The sequence below is a fragment of the Salinivibrio costicola subsp. alcaliphilus genome (genome assembly GCF_001996185.1).
GTDB classification, from domain to species: domain Bacteria; phylum Pseudomonadota; class Gammaproteobacteria; order Enterobacterales; family Vibrionaceae; genus Salinivibrio; species Salinivibrio costicola.
The window spans coordinates 17807-30959 of the sequence record NZ_MUFR01000038.1 but is presented as its reverse complement, the minus strand read 5'-3'; the positions used below and the strand labels follow the sequence as shown (position 1 = coordinate 30959).

Genomic DNA, 13153 nt, shown 5'->3' with positions numbered 1-13153 from the left:
TGTCTTCGCGTGTCATGATATCGCTCCGATAGTGAAGGAGCCATATCAATATCAGGTCATCGTGGTTATCTGAATGTGGGGAGAAATGGCCGCTTACGAAATAACTCCGCCCATGAAAGAGCGGAGTAAGAAAAACACAAGCTTTACCAGAATTATAAATGATTAGTTCAATGATTGAGGAAACAACGCCTGTCTAAGCACTACTAATAAGCAAGTTTTTAGGCAGATATCTCAGCCACAATATGCAACGGTGCACTTTCATGAGTAAACAAACGATGAATTTGTGCTAAATATAACTCAGCAGTGGCTATTGCATCATTGAGCGCATTATGCGCTTGATACTCGGGTAAACTATGCGCCGTTCTCACTGAGCTTAAACGCCAATCATGGCGGACTTGTCTAAACTGCTCAAGATACTGCTCTATTTTTAATGTATCGAGCCATATTAGGGGTAAACTCGCTTGCCCATAATGAATGGTTAAATAGCGTTGCAAAAAACGCTTTTCCATTACACTCCCATGCACCACCAGAATTTTCCCTTTCATTGCACAGAAGAGCTGTGCAAAGGCTTCTTGCTCACAAACCCCAAAATTACGTAATGTTTCTGGCCTTAAATGATGGATTCTTACCGAATCATACTCTCGCAAAACGGGTTGATCCAACACAATGTGGCGAGCACTGGTCAAACGAATTTGGCTATTGCGGATCTCTACCCATCCCATGCTCAGTACCTTGTCTTTGTCTACATCAAATCCGCTAGTCTCAAAGTCCAACACCAGTGTATCGAGTGATTTTAGATCTGCAGACTGACTCGGCAGTGGCGTATCCAACAACGCCTTGAGTGAGATGGGAAATTGCGCAAAATCCATACTATCGACATGAGATGGTTTGCGTGAGTTCATATTAGACCTTAGGAGCCAAATTTCATTTTTACCGCATCTTGATAACCACCAATAATGCGAAACGCATCTTTCAGATGTTGGCGTTCGAAACTACCAAATCGTTCAGGATAAATCGAGTTACTTATATCTTTCCCTTCTCTAATGTTGTTAAGGTGATGAGCATAACGTAATTGAGTGACGTAACGATAGGTGCCAATCAAGTCTTGATAGGAGCTCTCATTGATAAGCCTTTGATCATAGGCAAACTGGATTCGCTCTTCGGTTGAGCGCATTTCTCCGCCTTTACTCAGGGCGTATATTCGTGCCATATCCACCAATAAGCCAATCGCTGCTTTTTTTATATTTAGCATTTTGCCATCAGTGGCGTCTCGTTGTAACACTAAGTTATTGAAGATACCGAGCGGTGGTCGCTCTTTGAGCAAATTCCTCACCAGTGCAGACACTAAGCGTGGATTACGTGTCACGCATTGACGGCGGTACTGATCGAGCTGATCAAAAAGGTGTTCATCTCCAGCGATTAAGCGTATTTCTAAAAACACATTCAAGTTAAGCAACATGTCATACTCAGGATTACTTGCCCACTTTCTGTAGTACTGTTGCCAAATGTAAAGGGGTTGATTCCATTTGGGCGTCGCGGCCATAAAACGTCCTCTACACAAGGTGTATCCACACTCCGCCAAACCTTTACACACGAACATCGCAAAGTGTTGAAAGTAGAGCCTGTTAGCTTGCGTTACGCCATCTTCTAACACTAACGCATTATCTTGGTCCGATCCCAAGTGCACTTCTGCTCGTGCGTGCGACCCTGCAACGACCCATGCATAACGGCAAGCCGGCTTACCAAACGTCTGCTCCGCCATTTTCAGCAATTGCGAAGTAAACGCATCATAAATCATCGTCAGGACTTGGCCGATCATCTGTGCAGGCATATGTGCTTCGACCATAGCCTCAAATATCGACTGACGTAGTGAAGTAAGTTTAGTCAAGGCATTTAACGACTCACAGTTACGAATTTTCTCAATTAGGTAAATAGCCTGTACGCCATGCTTTTGTATGAGCTGTTTCGGTGTGACTAAACCAACAATTTGGCTATCAGCGTCAACGATCGGTACGTGTTGTATGTTGTGCTTCATCATCAGATTCACAGCGGCAAGCACCAATTCATCCTGCCCTAATGTATAAGGGTCTGGCGTCATTACCTCTCGGATTGGTCCACACACATCCACCGCTTCCGCCACGACGCGATTGCTGAGGTTACGCTGACTAACAATACCCACAATTGCTCTCTCATCCAATATCAACGCACAGGTACTGCCTTGATGATCCCGTATCTGTTGCGCGACTTGCTGAATCGAAGTACTTGGGGCCACCATAACTACATCGCAGAGCGCAACCTCTTTCACAGTTTTGAAATAAACGTCCTGCTCTGCCTCTGTCAATTCACTATCAACACGAGACTTTAGGCGGTGGTTAGCGGTCGTCGCAAGTTGGTTAGCAATCGATTCAAAATGAACAAGCTTGGCGAGTAATAAATCGTAGTTAAACTTGTAGACCAAACAACTTTCAATCGTTTCGATACGATAGTTGTCTTGTACTAAGTTAAAACCAAACAAGTCATTTTTTCCGAGACGTGCTCTAAGATTACCGTTAGGAAAACGCTGTTCAATCACACCAGAACGCAGAATATAGAGGCTCCGAACTGCGCTATCATTAAGTTCAATATTTTGTCGATGCCCCCAGAAAAGGATATCCGCGTCGCTAGCGATACTATCTAGTGTTTCATCTGGCAACTGAGAAAATGGCGTAATTGTTTTAAGAAACGCAACGACGTTAGGTAGTAAAGTAGAATCCATCAGAATGCCATCTTAGTAATAAAAATAAAAAAAAGCTCCGCCAGTAATAAACGGAGCTTCGTTAACGGTCTAATTACCAGAATAGCGCATAGAGAACCGTTAGTATGATCATGATCCCGTACGAAGCAATGTTAAAGCTGCGATCGGTGGCAAACATTGATGACGTGACACTGATGCCTTTTGGATCATCATCGTTTTCTGATGTACTCAAACTGGTAAACGTAATCACCACGATGGTAAACAAAAAAGTGTACAGCATTTGGTTCATAAATGGCATTGAAAGTGGCATGAATTTCAAGAACAGCGCGAATGGAATCGACGCAACTACACCAATGATGGCACCTTTACTGGTCGTTTTCTTCCAGAATAAGCCAAGTAAGAATACCGCAAGGATACCTGGGCTAACTAGGCCAGTGTATTCTTGGATATATTGGAACGCCTGCCCGATACCACCTAACATTGGCGCAATAAAACACGCAATCACAAGGGCAGTGACCGCGGCGGTACGACCTACGTTAACTAGTTTGTGATCGCCTGATTCTGGCGCAATATACTCTTTGTAAATATCCATCGTGAAGATGGTTGCAGTGGAATTAAGCATAGAAGCCAATGAAGATACGATAGCTGCTGATAGTGCAGCGAATACTACGCCTTTAACACCAACGGGCAGGAACTGAGTTAACCAAGGGTATGCTTTGTCTGCGTGCGCATCACTTGGTAGGTTTGATGCACCAATTTCACCCAAGCCTGCCAACAATTGTGTGTCTGACGTGATAACATAAGCAGCAATACCAGGAATAACCACTAAAAACGGTACAATAAGCTTCAAGAATGCAGCAAATACGATACCTTTTTGCGCTTCCGCTACTGATTTCGCGGCGAGCGTTCTTTGAATAATGTATTGGTTGAAGCCCCAGTAGTAGAGGTTTGCAACCCACAGACCGCCAATCAGTACCGCGATGCCAGGTAGGTTCATGTATTGTGGATTGCTTTGCTCGAGAATCATTTCAAAGTGACCCGGTGCCGCGTCAATCATCTTTGACATGCCCGCTAACCAGCCATCAGCCCCACCAATGTAGCTAACCGCCATGAAGGTTGTCATGAAGCCACCGAGGATAAGAAAGAACACTTGGATAACGTCCGTCCAAACCACAGCCGACAAACCGCCGTAAACCGAGTAGATCAAAGCAAACAGTGCTAAACCAACAATAGAATATATTAGCGGTATGCCAAGAATAGTTTCTAGAGCCAAACCACCTAGATAGAGAACCGAAGTTAGGTTGACGAAAATGTAAAGTGAAATCCAAAAAATCGCTAAAATAGTTTTAAGCTGTTTATTGAAACGCTTCTCTACAAACTCAGGAATGGTGTAGATTCCTTTCTCAATAAAGATAGGCAAAAAGTATTTACCCACAATAATCAGCGTGATGGCTGCCATCCATTCGTATGACGCAATAGCCAAGCCAATAGAATAGCCAGAACCTGACATGCCGATAAATTGCTCGGCAGAAATATTGGCAGCAATTAGTGACGCACCCACAGCCCACCACGGCAGGGACTTGCCTGCCAAAAAGTAATCTTCCGTACTTTTTTGTACACCTTTTTTATCACGAGATACCCAAAGACCGACCCCAATAATAATAGCGACATAAATAGCAAAAACCATTATGTCAATAGTGCTTAGACCATGTTCTATAATAGACATATTTTTACCCTACAGTTGATTCATGCCAGTAAGTGTAAACGTTACCACTAAAGTAAAATGTAACTCAAATCACACATATTGATACATATTACGCTAAAAATTTTATAACGAGCTAAAGATCACAAATATTAAGAGAAGTATAATTTAATTAAAACATTCTAAAATCAATAAAAATGCAAGCGATAATAACAAAGGTAAAACGAAGAGTAATAATTAGGAAATTACGGAGACCATCCACCGTATAGTATTGTGTAGAAAGTGAGATGATTGATTTAAACTTCCTAGTAAAAATACATATCAAAAACAAAGAAGATGGGCATGTAACCCACCACATCTGGAGCCGATACAGTGGCAGCTAAGCTGCAACTGTATATTTAAAGACTACAAACACTACTAAAATTCAAACTGATAAGTAGTTTGATGCTGATAGCAATCCCCAGAGTTTAAGATCCCATTGTTGAGTCCCCATTCTGGTTTATTTGGTCCGTCTGGAAAGTATTGCGTCTCCAACGCAAGGCCGTCGTAGCGTTCGTAAGTTTTACTTGCACCCAGTGTACCAGCTAAGAAATTACCAGAATAAAACTGGATGGCAGGCTTAGTGGTTTTCACCTTCATAGCCACATCTTCTTTTGGTGCAATTAAAACCGCAGCTACAGACTCGCCATCGGTCAATTCACGCTTGAACACAAAGGCGTGATCGTAGCCGCCAGCGGTTTTTTGATCTTGCTCAGCAAGAAATTCTTGGTCAATTGGTTTTGGCTCGGTGAAGTCGAAACTAGTGCCCGAAACTGGCTTTTGTTCACCGGTAGGAATTAACCCCGCATCCGTTGGCAAGTAATACCCAGCGTTAAGCTGTAAAGTATGATCCAAACTTTTCGCGCGGCTCGCCTCACCAGCCAAGTTAAAGTAGGCGTGATTGGTCAAATTCAATGGTGATGTTTTGTCGATCTTAGCATTATAGGCGATAGCTAGTTCATTCTCGTCAGTAAGCGTGTACGTCACGTTCACATCGAGATTTCCCGGATAACCTTGGTCACCGTCCGGGGAGCGAAGTGAAAAAGTGACCTGTTGAGCATTTTGCTCTTCAACCTTCCAGCGGCGTTTATCAAACCCTTCCAAACCACCGTGCAGTGAGTTTTCACCGTTATTGATATCAAGTTGATATTTCTCTCCGTCTATCTCAAACAGACCCTTCGCAATTCGGTTAGCGAAGCGGCCAACAATAGAACCGAAGTAAGCGTCTTGCTTCATGTGTTCAGCCATATTTGGCGAGCGCAATAATATTTCACGGTTTTCACCGTTTACCGGTAATGTGCAACTCAACCACGTCGCACCGATATCCATAAACGATACCGTCATACCATTCGCGTTGGTCAGATGAATCAAGTTTGCAGTTTGGCCATCAAACGACGGCGTTTGCGCCATCGCTTGTTCTAGTTGTTGAAAATAGGCTTTCATCATCATTCCTTACAGCACTTCAACCAAGCCCGCACCATTTTTGGCTTGGCAAACATAAATCGACTCTTTTAAGCCCGTAGCCGCTTGGTACTTCGCTTCAACTGCCGCTTTCACGTCATCAGCCAGTGCTAGCGGTACAAGTGCCACTATACAGCCACCAAAGCCACCGCCAGTCATACGCACGCCGCCTTGGTCGCCAATCACGCCTTTAACAATCTCGACCAGCGTGTCGATTTCTTTTACCGTGATTTCGAAATCATCGCGCATTGATGCGTGTGACTCTGCCATCAGATCGCTCATACGCTTCATGTCGTGTGATCGTAGTGCTTGCGCCGCTTCTACAGTACGATTATTTTCTGTGATCACGTGACGGGCACGTTTTGCCACCATTTCATCCAGCTCTGCAACTTTCTCGTTAAACTGCTCAATCGTCACATCACGCAAAGCTTTCACACCGAAAATACGCGCCGCTTCTTCACATTGCTGACGACGAATGTTGTATTCGCTGTCGACCAAACCACGCTTTTTATTCGAATTGATAATCACTACTGCCATGTCTTCTGGCATGGAAACCGCTTCTTTTTCAAGGCTACGACAATCTAATAGCATCGCATGATTCTCACGCCCTTCCGCTGAAATCATTTGATCCATTATGCCGCAATTGCAACCCACGAACTTGTTCTCAGCTTGCTGACCATTTAACGCGATTTCGGCTTGGCTGATTTCAAGGTTGAACAGCACTTTAAACGTTTGACCAATCACCACTTCCAATGCCGCCGATGAGCTCAACCCCGCGCCTTGAGGCACGTTACCGCTGACTGAAATATCCGCCCCAATAAACTGGTAACCGCGCGCCAGAAGACACTTCACCACGCCGCGAATGTAGTTCGCCCACATTTTATCTTGCTGAAAAGTAATGGCTTGCGTGATATCGAATTCGTCAACTGCGTCGCCGTAATCAACCGAGATCACACGCACGATATTGTCTTCACGCTTTGCCGCCGCCACGACCGTTTGGTAGTTAATGGCACACGGTAGGACAAAACCATCGTTGTAATCGGTGTGCTCACCAATCAAGTTCACACGACCTGGCGCTTGGATAATATGGCTAGGTGCGTAGCCCAACACTTTCTCAAATGACGCTTTCACATTTTGGATAAGTTCAGACATAAGGACGTTCTCTTAAAATAGTAATTTGAGTGGGATAGCGCGTTGAGCCTAACTTTCTATCTGTAAAGTCGCGCTATCCCGTTATTCGTAATCAGTCCAATTTAAAGACTTAGCATTCTTTGTAGTGGACATCACTCACATCACGCAGACGCTCCGCCGCTTGCTCTGCGGTGAGGTCACGTTGGCTTTCAGCCAGCATTTCGTAGCCCACCATGAACTTACGAACCGTGGCACTGCGCAGTAGTGGCGGATAAAAAAGTGCATGAAGCTGCCAATGGTCGATGTCTGTGCCTTCGTCAAAAAACGGTGCGTAGTGCCAGCCCATCGAGTAAGGGAAAGAGCATTGGAATAAATTGTCGTAACGGCTGGTCAGCTTCTTGATCGCTAACGCTAAATCATCTCGTTGCTCACAGCTGAGTTCGCTCATGCGACGAATGTGCGTTTTCGGCAACAACATGGTTTCGAAAGGCCAAGCAGCCCAGTAAGGTATCACCGCCAGCCAGTGTTCGGTTTCCACCACAAAGCGTGAGCCATCTTTGAGTTCCGCTTGTACGTAATCCACCAGTAAGTTGCTCCCGTGTTCTTGGTAGTACGCTTTTAGGTTGTGCTCTTTGCGCTCGACTTCATTTGGTAAGAAGCTGTTTGCCCAAATTTGACCGTGTGGATGAGGCTGAGAACAGCCCATGGTTTCACCTTTGTTTTCGAACGCCTGAACCCAAACGTACTCTTTGCCTAGCTCTTCAATTTGCTCATTCCATGTATCAATCACGCCGCGAATTTTATCCACTGGCAGCTCCGGTAAGGTTTTGCTGTGATCTGGCGAGAAGCAAATCACTCGGCTCAAACCACGCACGCCTTGCGTTTTGAATAGCGGGTTGTTTGACTCCGGTGCATCTGGTGAATCCACCATCAGCGCAGCAAAATCGTTATTGAACACATAGGTGCCTTGGTAATCTGGATTGACATCGCCAGAGATACGTTCGTTGGTCGGACAAAGAAAACATTTATCGTCATAGCTTGGTAACTCATCCAATGCGGGCTTTTCATCTGCGCCGCTCCAAGGGCGTTTAGCACGGTGAGGTGAAACCAAAATCCATTGGCGAGTCAGAGGGTTGTAACGGCGGTGTGGATGATCTACTGAGTTAAATTCGACATTCGACATGTTACTTACTCAACTTTTAAGAATTCTTTCATCTGCATTCCTCAATAGAGTTAGAAAGTGCAGACAACAATGCGGCGACGTAAACTACGCAGGGGAATAGCCATTAGGATTATTTGACTGCCAGTTCCACGTATCGGCGGTCATTTCAGCCACCGTGCGTGTTGCTTTCCAGCCTAGTTCACTCTCAGCTTTTTCCGTGCTTGCCCAACATTCAGCAATATCCCCAGGACGACGCGGGCATAACTCGTAAGGCACTGGTTTACCGCAAGCGGCCGCGAACGCATCCACTATCTCAAGTACGCTCGATCCTCTACCCGTACCTAAGTTGTAAATGTGCAAACCCGATTTTTTCCCCACCGATTTCAATGCGGCTATATGACCGTCGGCCAAATCCATTACGTGGATGTAGTCACGTACGCCAGTGCCGTCAGGTGTTGGGTAGTCGTTACCGAATACCGCGAGTTTTTCTCGGCGGCCAACAACGACTTGGGCAATAAATGGCATCAAGTTATTTGGAATGCCTTGTGGGTCTTCCCCCATGTAGCCCGATGGGTGCGCGCCAACTGGGTTGAAGTAACGCAATAAGGTGATACTCCAGTTATTTTCCGCTTGGAAAAGATCGCTTAAACACTGCTCCACCATGTATTTACTGCATCCGTATGGATTAGTGGTTGCGCCTGTTGGCGAGTCTTCCGTAACCGGCACGATTTCTGGGTCACCGTAAACCGTTGCCGATGAACTGAATACAATGCTTCTCACACTTGCTTTACGCATGCTGCGCGCCAACACCAATGAGCCATTGACGTTGTTGTCATAATACTCAAGTGGTTTTGCTACAGATTCACCAACCGCTTTCAAACCAGCAAAGTGGATCACGGCTTGGATATCGTGTTGCGCGAATACCGTATCCAAAAACGCTTCGTCGCGGATATCACCTTGGTAAAACGCAGGCTGCTTGCCAGTAAGCGTTTCAATGCGGTTTAACACTTCTAGCTTGGCGTTACACAGGTTGTCGACGATGATGGGTTCCATACCCGCTTCAATCATCTGCACGCAAGTGTGACTGCCGATGTATCCCATTCCGCCTGTGACAAGAACTTTCACTCCCAACCTCCAGAGTTATCAATTTATTCATTAAAGTCAGTTATTTATTTTAAATATCTCAAAGTTAATGTGTTTATCTCTTTAGTGCTTCGAAGTTTAGCAATCAAAACTTGCTTACTTCAGTGATCGCCATCAAAGTTGTGTAAACGTTTCCACAAAGTCTTTTTGAAAAATACGGTATAAGAGATAAAAATGAAGGTAAGAAAGGATGGTGAAAGGCTTTGTTGGGATCAGAGGAACCAAAGCGTAAGGTAAGTGTCATGAATGTGGCGAATCCACTTTAAATCTCATGGCCTCAGGTGGGCGTATTAAAGAACCCTGCTCAGAGGCAGGGTTCTTTAGTCGTAGTGTTAGGCTATGTATGACGCCATTAATTGGCCGTCGCAGGCTCTAGCGCCAGGTTCGCTTCTTTTTCTTTTTGCATCCGCATCACGGCTATTGGGCCGGTGATAAAGGTAAATGCAATCAAGAAAGACACAGGCACTGCAGTGATCACAATGAACGACTGGAGCGCGTTCAAACCACCGTCTCCGGCGAGCAGAAGCACACCAGCGACCACGCCCATCACAATCGCCCAGAACAGGCGATGTTTACGGGTTGGTTGGTTATCACCAGACACAGCCATCGCAATCGAATACGCCATTGAATCGCCAGTGGTTGCCACAAATGTCGTGGTAAGCAACATAAACGCTGGGATCAGAATCACGCTGTAAGGCAGCTGTGACAGTGACGCAATCAAAATCGCGGGTAAGCCGGCATCCGCCATGGGACCAGAAATACTACCGGGTGATTGCAACTCATAGAAGATACCGGTACCGCCCAATACTGAGAACCAGAAGTTAGTGGCAATTGGGGCACAAATCGCAACAGCGAAAATTAGCTCACGAATCGAACGGCCTTTAGAAATGCGCGCAATGAAGATAGCCATCATCGGAGCAAAACCAATAAACCAGCCCCAGAAGAACCAGGTCCACCATGCGTTCCAGCCACCATTATCGGTATTCAGTGCGAGAGTATGCATGTTGTTCAGGTAGTAGCTAAAGCCCGAGCCAAATTGCTCAAAGATAAAGCCGGTAGGACCGAGCACAACCACAGCACCGAGTAACACTGCGGCGCCGATCACGTTCATACGGCTCAGCCATTGCAAACCTTTATCCATACCGGTAAACGCAGAGATGGAATAAATAGCCACGACAGCCGCCAAGATCAGCATTTGCATCGGCATGGTATTTTCAATGCCCACAAAGCTTTCCAAGCTATAACCCAGCTGGGTTGCTAAGAAGCCAATTGGACCAATGGTTCCGGCAGCTACGGCAATGATCGAACAGGCGTCGATCACAGAGCCAAGCCAGTGATTTTCTAGCTTGTCACCGAGCAAAGGGTACAAGAGTGCACGAGGACGCAAGCGTACGCCTGCCTGGTGGTGCGCATACATCAGTACAATCGTCGCCAAGGTGCCTAATACCGCCCAGGCTAAGAAGCCCCAGTGGAAAAAGCTTTGGCTTAACGCAGGGGCGACGGTCTCCATCACACCCGCTTCCATCTCACCCAGTGCTGGTGGTGGCGTCATGAAGTGATAGATAGGCTCAGCCGCTGACCAAAAGACACCACCGCCGGCAAGCAGGGTACACATGATCATCGCAACCCAACGAAAACGGCTCATTGAGACGGTATCGGTGGCGCCAAGTTTCAATTTACCAAATTTACTGCCGCCAATAGCTAGCGCCAATACGAAATTGATGACCATTAGCCACTGCCACCAATAACCAAAAAGGTTGGCAGACTCAGAGAATAGAGACTGGATCACAGAGGAAAAGTGTTTTAGGTCAAACAGGGCAAAGGCAAGAAATACAGCGACAAAGCCGATAGTAAATACGGCAACAAGTCGGTCGTTATTTTGTGTAGATTTAAGCATTAGTTCGCTCACAAGGTGTGTGAGGGATGGGACTCTATCAGTGTGGCGAATGAATGACCAGAACAAATTGACTCATAGGGATGGAATAGAAACCGTGACAGACATCACTTATTCAGATTTGGCGGGGGCTGAATAGGTTTATGACATTTTTATTAAATGCACAAAAAGCCACCAGCTTGTGACCTATCAAGCTGGTTCTGCGCTTTTTTGTTTTTTCGTCGTCTTACCTGTCTCTAGGATTTTTTTATGCAACACTATCGTCGCGCGATACAGTTTGGGGTGAACTTGTGCATCGCCTCTTTTAGCACGGTTGCAGGTAGAAATCACCGCAGCAGTAATACAAGCCGCCACTTTTAACTGCCCAAGCTGGTAGGCATAGCTAGCGACTTTAACTGCCATAAAGACGGATTGATCGCTGTGCTTATAGTTACGTACCGCGAACTTCTCAAAGCGGAGAAAATCCTTGTGATAACTTTTGAGGATCCGATTGATGTGGCGATCATAGTAATTTTTGTATTTGGCGTAGCTCCCTTTCGGATTACTCGCCACGATGTCTCTCACCCAGACAGACGCTTGCAGCTGTTCTTTTTCAAATAAGCCACTCAGCCAGGCAAACATATAACCTCCCTACTGCTAGCTTAGCCGCTTTATTCTACTTAATTTGCGCGACTAATCTATCAAAAGAAAGTGCTAAGTGGTTGAGTGGCGGTTATTTAACCAGCAGTAAGAATGGCTGTTCAGGCTTGGGTATTGATGGTGATGGTATACGTCGCATCACCTACAGGTAGCATATGGAGGATCTGCTCTCCTAACTCTGGATGACTGAGCAAATAATTTCCCTGAGGAAAGCGCGTGTCTTCAGGACCTTTTAATACCAAACTGAAATTCTCGACGTAATGGTCGTTTACTTCATCGCCATGACCAGGATGGGTATCAACACGAACAAGCGTCATAGCATATTCAGTATCTGTTCCGTCAATAAGCGTAATCGACTGATCGATCAACTCACTGACATGCTGACAAGATAGTACATTCATCGGCCCTCCCGCGTTCCGTTACTGCGTATTTACGCCTTTTCTCTCTCACCATCAAGATTAGAAGAAAAATCCGACAATGCACAACAGCTTAGTGCTTTTCGGACTTAAAATACGGGAAATATCACTCAGGCTGGGTGATGTTGCGTTAAATCCCCTTGCTGTATCCCCTGATAAAAAAATCACACACAACACTAGACGACCGGTCTAATCTTCATTATGCTACACCACATGAAATCAAGTAGCACATTAGAACACACCAGCCACAACGCTACCCACCAGCATTTGCTGGATACGGGAGTTAATGTAATGGCGCAGTTTGGCTTTAGTGGTGTGGGTCTTAGCGCAATACTGAAACAAGCCGGCGTCCCGAAAGGGTCGTTTTACCATTATTTTGCTTCAAAAGAGCAATTTGGTCAGGCGGTATTGCAGCACTATTTTTCGCGTTATTTAGCGGAAGTAAACAGTTTGCTGTCAGACACTACGCTGCCGCCTATTACGCGAGTTCATCGCTACTTTACCCTTTGGCAAGCCCAGTACTGCAGTATGGATCCCGTTCAAACTTGCTTGGTCGTTAAGCTAAGCGCTGAGGTGGCAGATCTTTCCGAGCCCATGCGGCTTGCGTTGCGTGATGGCACCGACAAACTGATTGGTAGCTTAGCGAGTGCACTCGCGCTCGACGAAAGCAATTTTAACCATGACAACGCCTTAACCACGGCGACGACGCTTTACCAGCTATGGTTAGGGGCAACACTGTTAACAAAACTGCACCGTAATGACAGCCATCTAGCGCAGGCGATGACCATTACGCAACAAAAACTCGGCTTGGCTGACTAGTATAAAAGTCAAA

The 13153-nt window shown here is 45.8% G+C and carries 11 protein-coding genes; 1 reads left to right on the top strand and 10 read right to left on the bottom strand.

Translation table 11 applies throughout. The features are described from left to right. Positions 1–218: 218 nt before the first annotated feature. From BZJ21_RS12475 to BZJ21_RS12430, 10 genes are all read right to left on the bottom strand, one after another. Positions 219–902: a 3'-5' exonuclease gene (locus BZJ21_RS12475; RefSeq protein ID WP_077669947.1), complete on the bottom strand. Its 684-nt coding sequence runs from the start codon at positions 900–902 to the stop codon at positions 219–221. Between the two features lie 8 nt (positions 903–910). Continuing rightward, positions 911–2755: a DUF294 nucleotidyltransferase-like domain-containing protein gene (locus BZJ21_RS12470; RefSeq protein ID WP_077669946.1), complete on the bottom strand. Its 1845-nt coding sequence runs from the start codon at positions 2753–2755 to the stop codon at positions 911–913. 73 nt (positions 2756–2828) lie between these two features. Further along, on the bottom strand, positions 2829–4460 hold the full coding sequence (locus tag BZJ21_RS12465) for a sodium/sugar symporter (RefSeq protein ID WP_077669945.1): 1632 nt from the start codon (positions 4458–4460) through the stop codon (positions 2829–2831). A 393-nt stretch (positions 4461–4853) separates the two neighbouring features. Then, on the bottom strand, positions 4854–5918 hold the full coding sequence (gene galM / locus BZJ21_RS12460; protein ID WP_077669944.1) for a galactose-1-epimerase: 1065 nt from the start codon (positions 5916–5918) through the stop codon (positions 4854–4856). A 9-nt stretch (positions 5919–5927) separates the two neighbouring features. Then, entirely contained in the window at positions 5928–7088 is a 1161-nt protein-coding gene (gene galK, locus BZJ21_RS12455; protein ID WP_077669943.1) for a galactokinase, read from the bottom strand. Positions 7089–7197: 109 nt separating this feature from the next. Then, a complete protein-coding gene (locus tag BZJ21_RS12450) occupies positions 7198–8250 on the bottom strand; it encodes a UDP-glucose--hexose-1-phosphate uridylyltransferase (protein ID WP_077669942.1) in 1053 nt (350 codons plus the stop codon). An 84-nt stretch (positions 8251–8334) separates the two neighbouring features. Then, on the bottom strand, positions 8335–9354 hold the full coding sequence (gene galE, locus BZJ21_RS12445; protein ID WP_077669941.1) for a UDP-glucose 4-epimerase GalE: 1020 nt from the start codon (positions 9352–9354) through the stop codon (positions 8335–8337). A 370-nt stretch (positions 9355–9724) separates the two neighbouring features. Then, positions 9725–11269 (bottom strand): BCCT family transporter, encoded by a 1545-nt coding sequence (locus tag BZJ21_RS12440; RefSeq protein ID WP_077669940.1) that lies wholly within the window; start codon positions 11267–11269, stop codon positions 9725–9727. Between the two features lie 186 nt (positions 11270–11455). Then, the gene (locus BZJ21_RS12435) at positions 11456–11887 is read right to left on the bottom strand and encodes a hypothetical protein (RefSeq protein WP_077460673.1); all 432 of its coding nucleotides are present in this window, start codon (positions 11885–11887) and stop codon (positions 11456–11458) included. Positions 11888–12006: 119 nt separating this feature from the next. Beyond that, positions 12007–12306, bottom strand: coding sequence for a DUF6916 family protein (locus BZJ21_RS12430; RefSeq protein WP_021023424.1), 300 nt, complete (start codon positions 12304–12306; stop codon positions 12007–12009). A 228-nt stretch (positions 12307–12534) separates the two neighbouring features. On the opposite strand from BZJ21_RS12430, the gene BZJ21_RS12425 reads away from it, so the two are divergent. Further along, positions 12535–13140, top strand: coding sequence for a TetR/AcrR family transcriptional regulator (locus BZJ21_RS12425; protein WP_101494592.1), 606 nt, complete (start codon positions 12535–12537; stop codon positions 13138–13140). Positions 13141–13153: the final 13 nt, after the last annotated feature.

Coding starts and splice junctions, on each gene's coding strand:
- BZJ21_RS12430 (WP_021023424.1), bottom strand. CDS start 12,306: ATGAATGTACTATCTTGTCAGCATGTCAGTGAGTTGATCGATCAGTCG.
- BZJ21_RS12435 (WP_077460673.1), bottom strand. CDS start 11,887: ATGTTTGCCTGGCTGAGTGGCTTATTTGAAAAAGAACAGCTGCAAGCG.
- BZJ21_RS12450 (WP_077669942.1), bottom strand. CDS start 8,250: ATGTCGAATGTCGAATTTAACTCAGTAGATCATCCACACCGCCGTTAC.
- BZJ21_RS12475 (WP_077669947.1), bottom strand. CDS start 902: ATGAACTCACGCAAACCATCTCATGTCGATAGTATGGATTTTGCGCAA.
- BZJ21_RS12470 (WP_077669946.1), bottom strand. CDS start 2,755: ATGGATTCTACTTTACTACCTAACGTCGTTGCGTTTCTTAAAACAATT.
- BZJ21_RS12440 (WP_077669940.1), bottom strand. CDS start 11,269: ATGCTTAAATCTACACAAAATAACGACCGACTTGTTGCCGTATTTACT.
- galK (WP_077669943.1), bottom strand. CDS start 7,088: ATGTCTGAACTTATCCAAAATGTGAAAGCGTCATTTGAGAAAGTGTTG.
- BZJ21_RS12425 (WP_101494592.1), top strand. CDS start 12,535: ATGAAATCAAGTAGCACATTAGAACACACCAGCCACAACGCTACCCAC.
- BZJ21_RS12465 (WP_077669945.1), bottom strand. CDS start 4,460: ATGTCTATTATAGAACATGGTCTAAGCACTATTGACATAATGGTTTTT.
- galM (WP_077669944.1), bottom strand. CDS start 5,918: ATGAAAGCCTATTTTCAACAACTAGAACAAGCGATGGCGCAAACGCCG.